At 46.8% G+C, this 16,480-nt stretch carries 13 protein-coding genes and 1 pseudogene; 3 read left to right on the top strand and 11 right to left on the bottom strand.

Going from position 1 to position 16,480, the window contains the following annotated elements; all coding sequences use genetic code 11:
* The first annotated feature begins 69 nt into the window (after nucleotides 1–69).
* Both nth and QP860_RS03140 read left to right on the top strand, forming a co-directional pair.
* Entirely contained in the window at nucleotides 70–708 is a 639-nt protein-coding gene (nth, locus tag QP860_RS03135) for an endonuclease III (protein ID WP_070618723.1), read from the top strand.
* 14 nt (nucleotides 709–722) lie between these two features.
* Nucleotides 723–1,874: a M20 family metallopeptidase gene (locus QP860_RS03140; RefSeq protein WP_070618726.1), complete on the top strand. Its 1,152-nt coding sequence runs from the start codon at nucleotides 723–725 to the stop codon at nucleotides 1,872–1,874.
* A gap of 122 nt (nucleotides 1,875–1,996) precedes the next feature.
* Here the strand turns inward: QP860_RS03140 and QP860_RS03145 are convergent, their stop codons facing one another.
* The 11 genes from QP860_RS03145 to QP860_RS03195 form a co-directional block, all read right to left on the bottom strand.
* Entirely contained in the window at nucleotides 1,997–3,277 is a 1,281-nt protein-coding gene (locus tag QP860_RS03145) for a glycosyltransferase (protein ID WP_070618729.1), read from the bottom strand.
* Between the two features lie 86 nt (nucleotides 3,278–3,363).
* Complete coding sequence (locus tag QP860_RS03150; RefSeq protein ID WP_284912163.1) at nucleotides 3,364–4,371, bottom strand: sugar transferase; 1,008 nt, start codon at nucleotides 4,369–4,371, stop codon at nucleotides 3,364–3,366.
* A gap of 16 nt (nucleotides 4,372–4,387) precedes the next feature.
* Complete coding sequence (locus tag QP860_RS03155; RefSeq protein WP_070618735.1) at nucleotides 4,388–4,582, bottom strand: hypothetical protein; 195 nt, start codon at nucleotides 4,580–4,582, stop codon at nucleotides 4,388–4,390.
* Entirely contained in the window at nucleotides 4,572–5,921 is a 1,350-nt protein-coding gene (gtfB, locus tag QP860_RS03160; protein ID WP_284912164.1) for an accessory Sec system glycosylation chaperone GtfB, read from the bottom strand. Before gtfB ends, QP860_RS03155 begins: the two co-directional genes overlap by 11 nt.
* Nucleotides 5,914–7,425, bottom strand: coding sequence for an accessory Sec system glycosyltransferase GtfA (gtfA, locus tag QP860_RS03165; protein WP_284912165.1), 1,512 nt, complete (start codon nucleotides 7,423–7,425; stop codon nucleotides 5,914–5,916). Before gtfA ends, gtfB begins: the two co-directional genes overlap by 8 nt.
* Before the next feature lie 16 nt (nucleotides 7,426–7,441).
* The gene (gene secA2 / locus QP860_RS03170; RefSeq protein WP_284912166.1) at nucleotides 7,442–9,811 is read right to left on the bottom strand and encodes an accessory Sec system translocase SecA2; all 2,370 of its coding nucleotides are present in this window, start codon (nucleotides 9,809–9,811) and stop codon (nucleotides 7,442–7,444) included.
* Nucleotides 9,798–10,766 carry an accessory Sec system protein Asp3 gene (gene asp3, locus QP860_RS03175; protein ID WP_070618747.1) on the bottom strand — a complete coding sequence of 323 codons (969 nt, stop codon included), beginning with the start codon at nucleotides 10,764–10,766 and terminating at the stop codon, nucleotides 9,798–9,800. Before asp3 ends, secA2 begins: the two co-directional genes overlap by 14 nt.
* The gene (asp2, locus tag QP860_RS03180) at nucleotides 10,766–12,298 is read right to left on the bottom strand and encodes an accessory Sec system protein Asp2 (RefSeq protein ID WP_168162717.1); all 1,533 of its coding nucleotides are present in this window, start codon (nucleotides 12,296–12,298) and stop codon (nucleotides 10,766–10,768) included. Before asp2 ends, asp3 begins: the two co-directional genes overlap by 1 nt.
* On the bottom strand, nucleotides 12,267–13,793 hold the full coding sequence (gene asp1, locus QP860_RS03185; RefSeq protein ID WP_070618753.1) for an accessory Sec system protein Asp1: 1,527 nt from the start codon (nucleotides 13,791–13,793) through the stop codon (nucleotides 12,267–12,269). Before asp1 ends, asp2 begins: the two co-directional genes overlap by 32 nt.
* 17 nt (nucleotides 13,794–13,810) lie before the next feature.
* The gene (gene secY2, locus QP860_RS03190; protein WP_168162718.1) at nucleotides 13,811–15,064 is read right to left on the bottom strand and encodes an accessory Sec system protein translocase subunit SecY2; all 1,254 of its coding nucleotides are present in this window, start codon (nucleotides 15,062–15,064) and stop codon (nucleotides 13,811–13,813) included.
* A gap of 228 nt (nucleotides 15,065–15,292) precedes the next feature.
* Complete coding sequence (locus QP860_RS03195; protein WP_284912167.1) at nucleotides 15,293–15,787, bottom strand: LPXTG cell wall anchor domain-containing protein; 495 nt, start codon at nucleotides 15,785–15,787, stop codon at nucleotides 15,293–15,295.
* Between the two features lie 361 nt (nucleotides 15,788–16,148).
* Between QP860_RS03195 and QP860_RS03200 the strand changes: the two are divergent.
* Nucleotides 16,149–16,480 (top strand): annotated as a pseudogene (locus QP860_RS03200) (hypothetical protein); the annotation flags it as partial.

Genomic DNA, 16,480 nt, shown 5'->3' on the forward strand with positions numbered 1-16,480 from the left:
AGCGATGAACTTTAGCTATAATTTTAGCATAGAAGTTTTTTTGAAGATATAGCTAAGGAGGAAATCACCATGCTATCTGACCAGTGTGCCCGCCAAGTCATCGAGGCCATTATGGCACTCTACCCCCATACCCAATCTGCTCTCAACTTCGAGAACCCCTACCAGCTCCTCATCGCCGCCATGTTGAGCGCCCAGACGACCGATGCCAAGGTGAACGAGCTGACCCCTGCCCTCTTCGCTGCCTTCCCCGAGCCCAAAGACCTGGCCCAGGCCAGCCAGGAGGAAGTTATCCCCTATATCAAGCCCCTGGGCCTCTACAATAACCGGTCCAAGTACATGATTAAGTGCGCCCAAAAACTCCTCGAAGACTTCGACGGCCAGGTCCCCCAGAGCCAAAAAGAATTGGAGACCCTGCCCGGGATCGGCCGTAAGTGCGCCAATGTCGTCCTCTCCAACGCCTACCAAGTGCCTGCCTTCGCCGTAGATACCCATGTCATCCGGATCTGCAAGCGCCATGAAATCGTTGCCCCCTCAGCCTCTACCCTGGAGATCGAAGAGCGGGTGACCCAGCTCCTCCCGGAAGAAGATTGGCTCCATGCCCACCAAGCCATGGGTGCCATGGGCCGGGAAATCTGTACCCCTAAGCATCCCACATGCCATGACATCCCCGAACTCTGGCCCTGCCCGGACCAAACGCCCAACCACTAGAAAGGAAAGCCACCATGCGTTCAGAAGAAGCTCTAAAACTCCTCCAAAAACTCATCCAAGTCAACACTGTCGAAGGTCAGGAAGGCCAAGCCCTCGCCCGATTGATTCCCTACCTAGAAAAGCTCGGCTTCGACTGCCAGACCAGTTCCTATGCCCCTGGCCGCGACCAATTAGTCGCCTCCTGGTCTTCTGGCCAGCCCGGCCCACGACTCGGTCTGACTGGCCACCTGGATGTGGTCCCCAGCGGCCAGGAAGAGGCCTGGACCTATCCTCCCTTTGCGGGCCAAATCAAAGACGGCAAGATCTATGGACGGGGTGCTTCCGATATGAAGGGCGGTCTCGTTGCCCTGGTCGCTGCCGCCAGCCAGCTCATCCAAGCAGGGTCCATTGAAGCCGGCAGCCTCCACTTCATCATTACAGCTGATGAAGAATCCGGGGGCAAGGGGGCCGAAGCCCTGGCCCAGGCCGACCTCGTTCCAGAAGTCGATGCCCTCATCTGTGCCGAACCTACTGACTCCACCATCTGCACCGGCCACCGGGGCGGCCTCTCCCTCAAGTTCGAGAGCTTCGGCCAAGCCGGACATGCGGCCACTACATCCCCTGACCAGAATGCCCTCAGCCCCTTGCTAGACTTGGCCCTGGCCATCCGCCAAGACTTCCAAGACCAAGCAGCCGAGCTCAACCACCCCATACTGGGTCAGCCTTCCCTCCAAATCTCCTGCCTCCACGCCGGACACAAGGCTAACCTCGTCCCCGACTCTGCCTGGATGAGCCTGGACCGGCGAACGCTGCCCCAGGAAGACCACGGGCAGATCTTAACCAACTACCAGAAGATGGTCGACCAGGTCAGCGCTGACCGCCCCTATCCTAAGATCCAGCTCAGTGTCATTGCCAACATGCCCGCCCTGGCAACAGACCCGTCTGCCCGGCTCATCCAAGCCAGCCAGGCTGCCTATAAGCAAACTTTCAACAAGGAAGCCCAGCTCGCCCCCTTCTTCGGCGGCACAGACTGCGTGGCCATTGCCAGCCAGAACCCTGGCCTGGAAGTAGTCATCTTCGGCCCCGGCAAGACCCAGCACCAGGTCGACGAACACCTGGACCTAGCCGACTTTGACCAGGCAATACACTTTTTTGTTGAGCTGATTACAGGATATTTGAAGCAATAGAAAGAAGCGTTAGCGGTTCTCTCGGAAACCGGCTAACGCTTTTTTACTGGTCTAAATTGTAAGGCAAAAGGAAGTGCACGATCTTATATTCCGGCTAGGAACAAATCAGATGATACTGCCAATTAGTCATCAGAAGTATCAGAGACGAGTTCATTAATTTGCTCAGTCATTTGATCCAGCTCATCTACTGCAAAAATATTCTCTTTGTCGATTAAGTCTGATCTATGGACCGTGGATTCAAAGGCAACCACCGGGCAGCCCTTTTGGAGGGCGCGGCTGACAATATCGTCGACTTCGTCATAATAGTTGATATCTAGGTAGATGTCGGCTTGACTTAGCAGGTCCTCGATTAGATCGTTGTGGGCGAGTGGGTGAATGAAGACGTTTTCCATTTTTTCGGCTAATTCAATGAGGTTAGGCGCTACAAAAGTATATGCTGCGATATGTATGCAAAGGTCAGGAAGTGCACGAGCTAAGTCTTCAACTTGTTCGATTTCAGCTGAATGCGTTAAGACGAAAGCATGGTGGGAGAAGTCCTTCAGACTGAAGTATCTGGCATAGTCTGTATCCCAAACAGCTTTTGCTTGGTCATCAAAATCTTCATAATAAGTCTGACCCCGGTATAATTTGTCAATATAAGCGTTTAGAGTCGCATGAGGATCATAGCCAAAATTCTGTAGCTTAGAAACCTTTTTACTCAAATTCTTGATATTATCATTGAAGTGTTTAACTAGATTTCGACCACTTTTCGACATAATTGAACTATCGTGCTGCCGATAAGCATACAGGTTCAAATCAATGGCATAAATTTCCGAGGCGGCCATATACCAGCGATAGGTTGTTGCTGAATCTTCATACCAGACCCCTATTGGAAATAAATTCTGACTCACAATATCTGCTTTGACCAACTTGCACCATGCTGTCGTGAAGGACAAGGGAATCACCCCATCTTCATCTTTTCTAATAGCAGCATGGCTATCATAGGACCTTATCGTAGGCATTCCTGACGTCATCATCCAGTAATCGCCAGCATCATTAAAATATTTGCAGGCTCCAATGACGATATCTGCCTGCTTATCCTGAGCAATGCGGTGTAAGATTTCTAGTGTATTTTCAACAATCTTATCGTCTGAATCCAAGAAGAAAATATAATCACCTTTAGCATGGCTCGTCCCAAAATTCCGTGCCGCAGACAGGCCTTGATTCTCCTGGTGAAACAGCTTAAAGCGTTCATCTCTCTGACAATAATTATCTGCAATAACGGGAGAAGCATCTGGCGAACCATCATTAACCATGATCACTTCAAAATCTTTAAAAGTTTGTTTCCTCACTGATTCTAAGCATTCAATCAGGTATTTTTCAACTTTGTAGATTGGAATGATAATTGAAATTTGGGGAGTCATTTGCCTGTCCTTTCTTCAAACTGATAAAAACATCATTTCTATAACCTTAAGTCCAAAATAATCTCATATGAATATCTTTTAAACCCTTAACTCCTATTATCCAAACACTTGAAAATAGCTTCAGTGAGCACACGCTTGGTATAGAAACCTTGGGTGATTAAAGGGCGGTAGCGGTCAACATGGTCAACCAAGTCATCATAGTCTTCTGCTGAAATGTTTGCGACATAGTCTTGGGCTTCTTCAAGGGAGTCTGCCACCAAGCCTAAGTGATTGGCTTCAATAATATCATGGTTGGAGAGGTGTCTAGGAACAACAACAGGGATTCCGGCGGCTAGATAAGTTCCTAACTTATGGGTGATACATAATTTGAAATATTCATTGATATGGTCATCATCAGCCCAAACCAAGCCGAAACCTCCCTTAGCGAGATTGACGATTAATTCAGTATCCCGCATAAAGCCACAGGTAATGACCTGGTCAGGCAGAGCTGTTTCAGGGTCTCTCGAATAGGCCCTCAAAGGAAGATTGCTCTGCCAGTTCTTAGCAAAGTTGAATTTATTCACATCCCCCGCGAAGTGAAATTGGCGGATGAATTCAGGTCGATCTAGGTCTAAGTCAATCGGATGGTCCCACATTTCCTGGACAACATAACGGTCTACCTGCAAGCCTTCCTGGCGCAAACGTTGGTACATGGCCTCTGTCGGAACAATGAGGACATCTGCCATATTATAAATTTCAATCATTGTTGGCATCAGATAGGCATTGGGTTCGAACATCAAGGGAAGGACGTCATGGATATAAATAGCAATTTTCAGTCTTGGATAAGCTCGCAGCTTCCGAATAATAGCTTGATCAAATTCCACATTATTCCAAGTGGGATATTGTAAAACGATAAAATCACCAAAACCTACGCCGGAAAAAATACCATCTAGGCGTGTCCTTAGTTCCGATTCTGAATCGGCTTCTACCGGGTAGGAGTATACCGGAACCTTATCGAAACCCATCTCTTTAGCAATATCAGCTGTCGCAATTTGTGCTAGCATGGCTGTACTCGTATAGGCATGGCCATATAAGCAAGTAATATGTGTGTGCATCGCATTCTCCTCATTCCTATGACTTAAAGAGCGTTAATAAAGAAAGTAGTAAGCCTAAGAGGACAGACACCCCCATCAGAACTCCTATAATCATGGGAAGCTTGCTTAACTTATCGTCTGCTTCTTCTTGGTCCTTGGCCTGTTTTTGCCGCTCCTTCTCTAGCATCTCTTGAATTTCTGGATCTAGTACATTTTTATGTTTATTTGTCATGGCATCCTCCAGCTAAGACGTCTCGATAATCTTCAACACGAGTTTGGCCGACATGAGCTAGCTGGACTTCAATTCCCCTAATCCACAAAGTCTCGTCCAATCCAACTTGGTCTAGGTGCGCAATTAAACCTTCAACATTTGCTTTGTTAAAACGATGTTCAGCTGCTGTGTACCTATCTTGGTGGAGGGTTTCCCGAAAGGCTAGGATCAGCTGCCTGTGATCAAAAGCGCGGCGTACGGCATTAAGGATCTCGTTTGCATAGTTAATATCGAGATAGACCTTACAGCGCTTCAAGAGATCTTCTACCTTGTCTTGGGATATATTTGGGTAGAGGGTCAAATTGGAGAAATGGTCCAAGCCCATCAACTTATCAGACATCTCAGTCAATGCCCCCACATGGAAGTGCCAGTCAGGCAACGCTTGCAAGAGCTCTTCCAAAGACTCTACTTGGTCTGAATTGGTTAAGACTAAGGCCTCATTTGTGTTGCGAACAGGCTCTTCTATTGGATAGATATAGCCTAAATGTTTCAACTGGTCGCTAGTCCCTGCTTCTTGCTCGGCAAGCAAGCCCTCTAGGCGTTGGTAATTGGTCTCGTCATCCACAATTACGGTCCGAGCCCTTGGCGTCGTCCCTGCAAAAATCATCTGCATGTTCCCTGGAATCGTATCTTGAATGGGTTCTTGCCAGAAAAGAATATCCTCACCAGATAAAGCTAAGCGATGGGAGACGAGGAAGGGCATGGCTAGGGAATTGATCAGCATGCCCGAAAGATCAAAGCCTGCTTCTTTTAAATAAAAGCAAATAAAGTCAACCTGGTCTCTAAAAAAGTAAGTTTGTCCTTGATAATTCAGGCTTAGCGTATCGGTCACTAAGTTATGGACTAGGGCTTCCCGGCCCTGGGTATCATAGTAAGTCTTAATGGACATCCGCTCTTCTGTATCGAAAGCAATCCGACTAAAGCGCCGACCATACTGGTTGTAAATATCGACAAAAGCTACCCGCCCCTTCTCGTCCAACCAGTCGACCTTATTAATGAGACGCTTGTGCTTGGGCTCTGCGTAATAGATACGTGCCTTGACCTGTCCTAGATCTTCTACGCGAACACTACTATTATCGCCCATAATTTCCCAATAAGCAGGAACGGGCAGTTCATTAAAGTAGAGTGCCCGACAAGACGCATCTTCTTCGCCCATAAAGAACTGGAAGGGGCTAGCCAAGTGGTCATCAAGAAAACCATCATCTGTTAAAACAACTGTGGGCCAATCAAAGCCGGCTGCTTCTAAAGACCGTCCCAGGTCTCGACTGTCTTGATTGTCTTGGTCAAATAAATTAATCATGGCCTACCTCCTCAATAAGTTCCTTCCAGGCCTCGATCACGCGCTCTTCTAAGAAGTCTTCTGCCCGTTGATAAGCATGGTCTTGCATGGCTTCGCGGTCAGCCGTCTGATAATAAGTGAGCAAGCGCTGGCTCAAGGCCTCAACATAAGCTTCCGTCGGCTGGTTGGCCTGGTAGGGAATCAAATAGCCATTATAGCCATCCCTTACAAAGGTCACATTCCCATAGTTGACTTCAAAACCGATAATGGGAAGGCCTGCTGCCAAGGCCTCTAAGAGCGTTAAACCAAAGCCTTCACTCGTCGATCCTGCCAAGTAGAGGTCATAGTTCTGATAGACTTCAGAGAGGTCTTGGTGGCCTTTCAGCTTAATATAATCTTCAGCTCCCAGATCCTTAATTAAATCAGTAAGCATCTCTTCCTGGCCGCCTTTACCATAAATATCAAAATGAAGTTCGGGTAAGCTAGCTTTAGCTTGAACAACCGCTCGGACTAACCAATCGATATGCTTCTCACTGGCTAAGCGGGAAGCTGTCATGAGGTGAAAGTCTTGTCTTTGGCCCTCTTGGGGATAGCGTAAGTGGTCCACGCTCCCCACAGGAATGGCATAGACTTGGGCTTTCTTATCGTAGTAGTGGGCCAATTGCTGGTCTAGGAGATCTTTTTGAGCTTGGGTTGAAGCAATAAAGAAATCAATGGCCTCACTATGCATAAATTGATAGTCATAATAGTTGTTCCATAAGATATAATCCTCCGTTGTTGGTCCTGGGCTGTAATGTTCCGCATGGATAACGACACCAATCTTAGCTGGCGGAGCATATTGGAGGACTGCCTGCCCCGTCCCTGTCGCTCGGTCGAGTATCACTATATCCTCCTCCGTCAGCCCTAATTTTTGGATGAAGTAGGCAAAGAGTTCTTCTTTATTATAGAGGATAGCATCTGGCATCTTATAGCAAGAGTGCTTACCATCTACAATTTCTTCATAGGCTACTGACCCATCTTCATTGAAATAACGCCGCTGGTAAAGCTTGGCCCGCCCATCCTTGGGGGCATAATATTCGGAAAGAAAACGGGTATAGTTATAGTAATCTTTACGCAATAAATTGCCATCCACCACGAATTCAACCCGGTTCACCCGGTCAGTGGACCCCTCTACCAGATAGCAAGTCGCAAATTGCCGGCCCTGGTCATAGTAAAGGCGGACAAGCTTGTCTTCGCGTTTTTCTTCTTCAATTGGATAAGCTAAGCTTTCCTTCACATCGTTAAGGGTATAGGAGGTAGCTTGTACTTTAATATCCGTAAAATAAAGATAGAGCCAAATGATATCCTCATCCCTAAAGCCCATATTTTGGGTGAAATGAGCGATATTCTCATTCAAAATTAAGTCAACAAAGACAAACTTAGCTGGCACCCGGAGCTGGTCGAAGATCTTAGACCGGTAAATCTGGGAGTATTCTACCCCACTGGATGCCCAACCTATGCCCAAATTAATATTATAGATTGTCATAGCTTCCTCCTTACGCTTAAGCAAATTGAACCACAGGCTGGCCTGCTTCAGACTGAACCACCTGGCTCAAGGCCAAATAACGCACAATTTCATAATTAATTCGCCGCTTCATCTCTTGGTAAGACCAGTGAGCCTCACGTTGGTATTCAAAGATAGGATTTCTCTGAGCAGACCGCCGACTCATCACGACTTGTTTAAACTGACTGAGGTAATCCACCTGCTCAATCCAAGTGCTATCAATGGCTTTGAGTAAGCACTTGCGGATAAAGTCTTCAAAAATTGCCGAATTTTTGATGGTGCTTTTCTTGGCAGTATATTGGTCTTCAAAGATGGCCATTAAATAATCCAACAATTGCCGGTCAGTCATCCCTTCAACGGCTGAGCGATCGATACTGACCTGGTAGGATAAGTAGTCATAGATAAAACGTTCGACAGCAAAAACACGTCCATCCTCATCAAGCTGGTTAATGAAGTCTTTGAATACCTTTCGTGCAAGGTTAGGGATATCTACGGCTTCTAAGCCCCCACCTGACAAAAGTGCATTGCGGTCACGGTAGATCAATTCCCGTTGGATCCGCATATCCTCATCCATCTGCAAGATCTGCTGGCGGGCACTCTCACTGCTGCTGTCACTGGCTTCTTGGGCCTGGTCAAAATATTTTTGATAGCGAAAATTAGACAGGGGCTTGCCGTCTAGTCTGCCTTTATCCTGATCGGAATAGTAGCGAATATGTTCAGGTCCCCATTTATGGATGAGCTCATCTTCTAAGGAAACAAAAAACTTACTCATGCCAGGGTCTCCTTGGCGGCCAGCTCGTCCGCGCAATTGCAGGTCTACACGTTCACTGGTCATTCGCTCGGTTCCTATAACGGCTAGTCCCCCTAATTCGGCTACTCCAGTACCTAATTTTATATCTGTCCCACGACCGGCCATGGCTGTTGCAACTGTCACAGCCCCCAATTGCCCGGCTTCCTTCACCATCTCAGCTTCTTTGACTGCATTATAGGCATTGAGCACATTATGTGGGATGCCTTCTTTGAGCAGAATGGCGGAATACAGGGCTGACAATTGGACGGAGCCCGTAGCGATTAACAAGGGCTGGCCCGTTTTATGCAATTCTTTGATATAGGCGATAGCCGCTTGGACTTTCTCTGGAAAGCTCCGAAAAATCGTATCAGGCAGGTCCTGGCGAATCACTGGTTTATTCGTAGGAATTGAAACCACTTCCATATTATAGGTTGAAATAAATTCCTCCTCAGCTGGCTTACCTGTTCCTGTCATCCCAGCCATTCTATCAAATAACTTAAATAAATTCTGATAGGTGATGGAAGCCATGGACCGGTTATCCGCTGTCAAAGAGACATGCTCCTTGGCTTCAATAGCCTGGTGCTGGCCGGCTTGGAGGCGAGTTCCCATAAGTTTTCGTCCATCCTGTGAATCTAGAAGAATGACTTCATCATCCTGGACCACATAATCTTTTTCATTTTCAAAGAGAAAGTGTGCCTTGAGGGCCAGCGTTACCTGGCGAACGAGTTCGCGATTATCCTTGTGGTAAAAGCACTCCAAGCGAAAATAGTCTTCGGCCTGTTGAATACCTGCTTGGGTCAACCAAACCGCATCTTTTTCATCCGTGACAAAATAATCCTTGCCTTCTTCCAAACTCACAATAAAGGCATCAGCTAGCTGGTAGAGGTTGGACTGGACACGGGGAGAGCCTGAGATCACCAGTGGACTGGTTGCCCCATCGAGCAAGACAGCATCGACTTCGTCAATGATGACATAGTAGAAGTCACGCAGGTACTGCTTGTCTTGACTGTCAGCAAGGTTCTCTCCCAAATAGTCAAAGCCCAGGCTCGAATGTGTGGTATAGACAATATCTGAAGCATAGATGGCCTGCTTGTCTTCAGGCGTCAAATCGTCTGCATTCTCCGGTGCCCCCATGGCGATGGAAAGACCCATAAATTCGTAGAGGGGCCCCATCTCTTCAGCGTCACGGCAGCTTAAATAATCATTGACTGTCACTAGAATCACGCTCTTGCCCGTCAGAGCGTTCAGATAGAGGGGGAGGGTCGCCGTCAAGGTCTTCCCTTCCCCTGTCTTCATTTCAGCAATGTGGCCCTCATGGAGGACAATGCCCCCCAGGACCTGAACATCGTAGGGATACATGCCTAGGACACGCTTGGCCGCTTCACGGACAGCAGCGAAGGCTTCGGGTAAGAGCTCATCCAGGCTCTCCCCTCCCTGGTAGCGGGCCTTAAACTCATCGGTCTTATGACGCAATTGGCCATCTGACAGGCCAGCCATGTGGTCTGCTTCCTGGTTCACGACTTTAAGAATTTTATTCAGGCGGCGCAAGCGCCCCCGATCCAGATCAAAGACGGACATCAAGTCCCCCTCCTCTCTTCAAAAGCTTTAATTGTGGCCGGTAATCTAACAAGAAAGCTGCAGCAGGCTCACTTTGTTCCAATAGCCCCGGTGCATAGATAGTGACAGCCTGGCTAGACAGTAAGTCTTGGTAATTAGCCAGAAAGCCCTTTAAATCACTGGACAAGTTAAAGGCCGCGTAAATATCTAAATAACTAGAGGCAGGCAAGAAATCTTCTGTCACATAGGTCGGACAGGATAAGCGATAGCCATGGTAAAGGGCAGCCAGATTGCTGATAGGTCCATAGCCCACCAGCTTGAGGTCGCCTTGTTTCTCCGCGACCTGGTCAAGTAAATGTGCAGCCTCTTCCTGCAAGTAAAGATGACCATTGCTGAGCAGTGAGGTCAGATAAGACCATTCTGCCTTAGCCCCCTTCAATGAAGAGAATTGGGGACCATTTCCGACTTCATCAAAGACGAGGAAGGTACTTGATAAATCTCCTTGCTGCAAGCTGTAAGCATCTTCGATAGGATCTTCGCTAGAGTCATCAGCTCTTTTAAGCAGCACTTGGTAAAAATCGAGCGACAAACAGCCCCCGTGATGTAGGGCAATTTCATAATAATGATAAGCATTGGGCACTATAAAGGAATCAGTTGGTCGGCGGAGGTAATTGACCGCTAATACTTCACCATAATAATCATAGAAGGTCAGCTTGAAAAAGAAACGATCTGCTGGTTGGCTCTGGCCCAATAATACGAGCTGGTAGACTTGACCAACTTTCAGGAGAGGGAGCTGGGCGCTCGTCTTCGTTCCTTGAAAGATGCTCTGGGAAGACCAAGCATGGATCTGTTCGCCCGATGGCATGAGGGAGTTGGTAAAGGAAACATGGTCAGGACTCTTCCAAATAATCTCTGACCCATAAAGATAATTCTCATAGCTCACCTGTCCCCAACGAATGCTCTGATAATCTTCCATTATCTGCCTCCCTCCTCACTAAATTGTTTCAATAAACGCCGGTATTGGTTAATAAACCAGCTAATAATCCCTTGTGAATTATCATTATGGCGTCCCAGATAGCCCTTGCTGATCACTTTAGCAGTCTTATCTTTCATAATATCCAAGAGCTGATAATAAGCTGTCGGATCATAGTCATCCTGCTTCATATAGGCAACAGCCAGGGTCGTTCCGCGGTAAGTTCCTGCCCGCATCCGGTCAACTACCCGCTGGTCTAAGGCATCAAGTGTCGCTTGGAGGTCGCCCGAATTAAAGCGGTTAACCAGGTCCAATGAGGTCTGAAAATCTTCGGGTCGAACCAGGCGTTGCTTCTGCGCCATGCTTCCCATAGCCAGCAAAGGCTTCCCAATGATCAAGGCGTAGGGGTTGAAGAAGCTGCTGTAGTAACAGGCCCCCGTTGTGCCCATGGATAAGCCTGAGAAGATCAGCTGGTCGGGCGCAAAGCCTAAAGTATCCAAAGTCTCCTGGATCTTGGCTAACAAGAGCTCTTCCAAGTCTTGGCTCACCTGGTAAAAAGCGCCCCCTTCCGAACGCGGGTCCCCCACCAAGATAAAGGGATGGTTTAAATTCTTCATCATCCAGAAGCCTTCAAAGCCTTCTGCCGAACGATAACCTGAAAAATAGATATTGAGCGGAGGGTTCAGATTACCTGGATGGAAGTAAAAAATAAGCTCTTCCCGCTGGCTATCTCTTAAGACTTGACCTCCCGCAATAAAGAGGCCAAAAGATTTACGGGAGTGGCGGAGGTGGAGGTCCCTAACTTGAACTTGACCTTCTCCCTTAACTTCAAGGCAGCAAGTGACATAGGTCGCTTCAGTGGAATCCAAGACGATAGGCCTCATCAAGTCCTCTTGGCTAAGCACTTCGGATTTAATGACATCATAGCCTGAGCCCTGACGAATATAGTAAAGCCGTAAGCGCAGGTCCAGGTCAGCAGTCGCCTGGTATTCTAACCATAATTCTAGGTAACGGTCAGGATTGGAAACGATATTGGCTTTCCAATAAAGCAAGGGGGTCCAAAAGATTTCATCAATACTATCAATTATGTAGGCATTGTGCCCCTCCATCCGACACCGTCCCCTAAAAGGCGCTTGGACCTGGATTTGACTAATATTTCGTCGCTCCCCATAATTCCCATCAAAGTATAACTTGGTCATTTCAATGACAAAGTGCTCTCGGTCCTTAATCTGGACAAATTTAGCCTGCTTATAATCAAACCAGACTTGGAAGGCAGGCTCTTGGTAGTAGTGGAGGTAAGTGCTATCAATAAAGACACAATAGGCCTCCATGAAGGGCAGTAAGCTGGCCGCCCAGTCGCTGGGAATGGGCGCCGTCACTAAAACAAGTGAATAGACCTCTGGAGCGTCCTCAGCTAGCAGGTCCATAAGAGCCGCCGAGAGGTCTTCCACATCCATAAAAGTCCACTCCACTTCGCAGAGAAAGTCTACTCCCTGCGACCAATCAACTGTTCCGATTTGTAAGACTCTTGTCACTTTCACTCTCTCCTAAATATCTTTTCCATTCATCGATGATCTCTTGGCTATGGTAGCGATTAATCTTCTCAACCGCATATACAAGGGCTTCATTCCAATGTTTAAGGCCCTGCAGGTAATAATCTAAAGCTTGGCTAAGCTGATCAGAGTTCTTAGCGATCATGCCATTCTTTTGGTGGTCAACATAGGGGTTGGCTTTGCGATTAATTTGTGGAATACCTGCACTGATCGCTGCAATCTGGGTATAGAGGTCTGCCTCTTCTACCAAGTCAACGACCAGGCGGACGCTTTTGAAGGCTTGAATTAAGTCTTTATCGGTCTCTAGCTGGCTGACCGTAAATACCGGACTTTCTTCCTCGTCTGGCATCTTATCTTCAAAATCCTCGACGCCCTTATCCAGGGAGTGAAATTTTGCTTCATAAGTTTGGAGGGAATCACGGAGGGCGAGCTCGCGGTCATAGGACAAGTGGAAGCCCGCAAATAAGACTTTTATGCGCGGATCTTTCTTTATTTTTGGCGTTACAAGCGTCAGAAAGTCCTCAATCACTTGGTCACTGACCCCATCCACTTGGAAGAACACGATTAATTCCTTAACGCGCTGGCTCATCCCTAAACGCAAACGGGTATCAAAGGGGGTTAGATTTAAGGTTTTCCCAGCAGCTTGCGGATATTGCTTATGGAGTAAGTCTTTTTTCTCCTCTGTATCCACCATCAGTAGTTCTGCCGAATTGATCAAGGGCAGAAGGGGCTGGAAAGGACGGCTCGTATAAAGTGAATAAACCAGCTTATAGTGGCTAGGCCCCTCTGCCAATATCCTATCATGCTGGGGGTTATTGGCAAGCACCAGAACGTCTTCTTCCCTCAGATTATGATCCAAATAAGTGCTTAATCGGTCTTGCACAAGAGAGGTCATACTGTCATAAATTTTATTCTCATGGCTTACTTGGCATGTTCGATGGTCATGAATCAAAACTGCCTGTCCCGAACAATTAAAGAATACTTGCTTCAGGACCTGGCCATGGTCGTCATAATGGTAGCTGCTAGACAGATAGCCCCGGTCATCGAAGATCAAGCGTTTAGACCAATGATTTCCTCGGTAGTAAATCACATCATGGATCCAACCTTCTGACGTATAATTGACCGCTGCATATTGTTCGCCATCCAAATAAGCCAGCATGGTAAAAGGCGTTGGCACAAATTGAATGTGCTGGGGCCAGGATAAGTCATCAATCGATAAAGGATTGGATTCCGTCTGGCTAAAGCCCTGGAGCTCATCAAAGAGCGACCAGTAAGCGACTTGGTCTAGGACCTGGTCATGCATCCGATTTCTAAGATGGGGCATATAGTTTAAAAGAATTAACTGAATGTCTTCATCGGCTTCGTGGAAGAGCCGCATCTGATTAACCGTATCGTCAAATAGAAGTTCGTGCCGTGATAAGTCCGGCTCCCCCCAGTCTTGACTTCTTCCATACCAAGAGGGTAAAAAATAATACATAGTCCCTTCCTCTCCCTTTATTCAAACAATGGTTTATATTTTTCTCGTAAGCTTAAAGCTTTAATCTCATCAATAATCATGATAAATAGTGAAAAGAGAATGAGTACGCTTGATGACATACCGAAAAGTCGAGCATATTCAGGAAAAATCAATCCTAGAATAAGGGGTAAGCCAACGATAAAGGTCATATAGATGGTCCCTAAAATAGCCATATTCAATATCTTTCTCTGGAGGTAGTTAGATGTCTCCTGGCCTGGATTAAGCCCCGATATATAGTCCCCTGTTTTTTGTAGGTTTTCTGCTAGGTCTTCTGGATCTACATTAACAAAAGCAAAACCTAGACTTAATAAAATAATCATTAAGAGATAGAAAGCTGCTCCCAGAGGATGGGTCGTATTTAGTTTAACGATTAAGTCCTGTGCCCAAGCAGCTTGAGGATTAAAAACTAAAATAAGCTGTAAGATATAACGCGGTAGGGCAGCTAAGGTCATCGCATACATGATAGCCATCCCCCCACTTGGATTGGCTTTAATAGGCAGGTAAGATTTCTCGGCAAAATCATTATTAATCATCACTCGGTTCAAGGGAATACGGCGTTCTCCTCGTTCCATCAATACTGTTGTTAACATGGTGAAAACTGAGAAAAACAAGATGAAGGCAAGGAGGTATAACTCAGTTTGCGAGGCTACACCCGTAAAGTAAGTTCGCAAGCCACCAAAGTTACGTGGAATGCGAAGCAACATATTCGACAAGATAATAATTGTCGGGCCTCCAATACCATATTGTGAATTCTTATTGCCTAACCAAATCAAGTAAAAAGTACCCGCCAGTAAGAAAATAATCAATATAAGCCGGCTCCAGCCCTCTGTTAGGCTAGCTTTATCAATTAAAGGATAAGATAAGACTAAGGATAGGGCCTGAATAATTCCAATCACAAGGGTTAATAAATTTCGATAAATGGTTTCTCGTTTGACTGGAACCTTTAGTTTCTTATACCATTTCGACATGGCGATAAAACGCCAGATAATCATCGTTGACATGTAGGGGCCGATACCTAAAGTAAAGAGTGAAACACGTTCCAAATCTCCCCCTGTAACACTTAGAGCAACCGATAGAAAGTCATCGGCTTGGATCTGCTCATTAAAAGTTGCTAGGTCAACAAGTGGTAAGGGGAGCGTTTTTCCGATAATAAGAATAATTAGAATAAGTGCGGTGAACAAGATTTTCTCTTGTAATAATGATAAATGGAAAATTCGCTGTAATCTACTCACGTGTTTATAAATCCTTTCTTCAATATAAAAAATAAAAGGGTTGGGAGATAAACTCCCAAGCCCTATTATCTTCAACGCAATACTACACTGTCATACACTATTCACGTTCACTTATAGTCTTGTCTGATTTACAGGACAGTTTTTATAAAATTGTTAGCTTAGGAGAGGACCCCTTTGCTAAAAGCTTAGCAAGTCTTTGCTAGTTAATGCAAGACTGAGCTAGGCTTTTTATTTTTTCTTGCGTTTGCTTGATACCATACCGAGGCCAGCAAGAACAAAGAGCAGGCTTGGTGCAAGTAAGCTTGCATGTGCCCCTGTCTTAGGCAATACCCGGTTGGTAGCTGATTGACGACGGTGAGCAAGTGGTTGGGCAACATAGCTCTCTTCTTTGTTTGTTAATGACTCACGGCTGGTCAATGAGCTTTGGGCAGTCTGTGATTCACTGCTTGAAGTTGAAGACTGGTCGCTCGCTACTTGTGACCCGTCTGCGCTATCAGATTCGCTCGCTGAGCTAGACTCTGTCCCACTCGTAGGAGCTACTGCTGCTGAGCTTGATGTGCTCATAGATTCGGATGCAAAATCGCTTGTAGAATCTGGTGCGACATGAGCGGCACTTGATTCAGATTGGCTGATGCTCGTTGAAACAGATGCTGAAGAACTTTCTGATGAAGAAATTGATTCAGCAATCGATTGACTCGCACTTGCAGATTCTGACGCTTGCACCGCTGCGCTTGAACTTGCAGATTCGGATGCCGATGCACTTGAGCTTGCGGACTCAGAAGCTTGGACCGCTGCGCTTGAAGCACTTGCAGATGCTGAGACGCTAGAACTTGTAGACTCTGAAGCTGATGCGCTGGAGCTTACAGACTCAGATGCTGAAGCACTTGAACTTGCAGACTCTGACGCTTGCACCGCTACGCTTGAAGCACTTGCTGATGCGGATACTGAGGCGCTAGAGCTTACAGACTCTGAGGCTGAGGCACTCGAGCTTGCGGACTCTGAGGCTTGCACCGCTGCGCTTGAAGCACTTGCTGATGCGGATGCTGAGGCGCTAGAGCTTACGGACTCTGATGCTGAGGCACTGATGCTTGCTGATTCTGAAGCCGATGCACTAGAGCTTGCAGAGTCGGATGCCGAAGTACTTGAACTTGCAGACTCTGAAGTTGAAGCGCTGGAGCTTACGGACTCAGATGCTGAAGCACTTGAACTTGCTGATTCTGATGCCGATGCACTGGAGCTTGCGGACTCAGATGCTGAAGCACTTGAACTTGCAGACTCTGATGCTGAAGCACTTGAGCTTGCGGATTCAGATGCTGAGGCACTTGAACTTGCTGATTCTGATGCTGAAGCACTTGAGCTTGCGGATTCAGATGCTGAAGCACTTGAGCTTGCGGATTCAGATGCTGAAGCACTTGA

It is taken from the genome of Aerococcus sp. UMB1112A (assembly GCF_030230715.1).
GTDB lineage: Bacteria > Bacillota > Bacilli > Lactobacillales > Aerococcaceae > Aerococcus.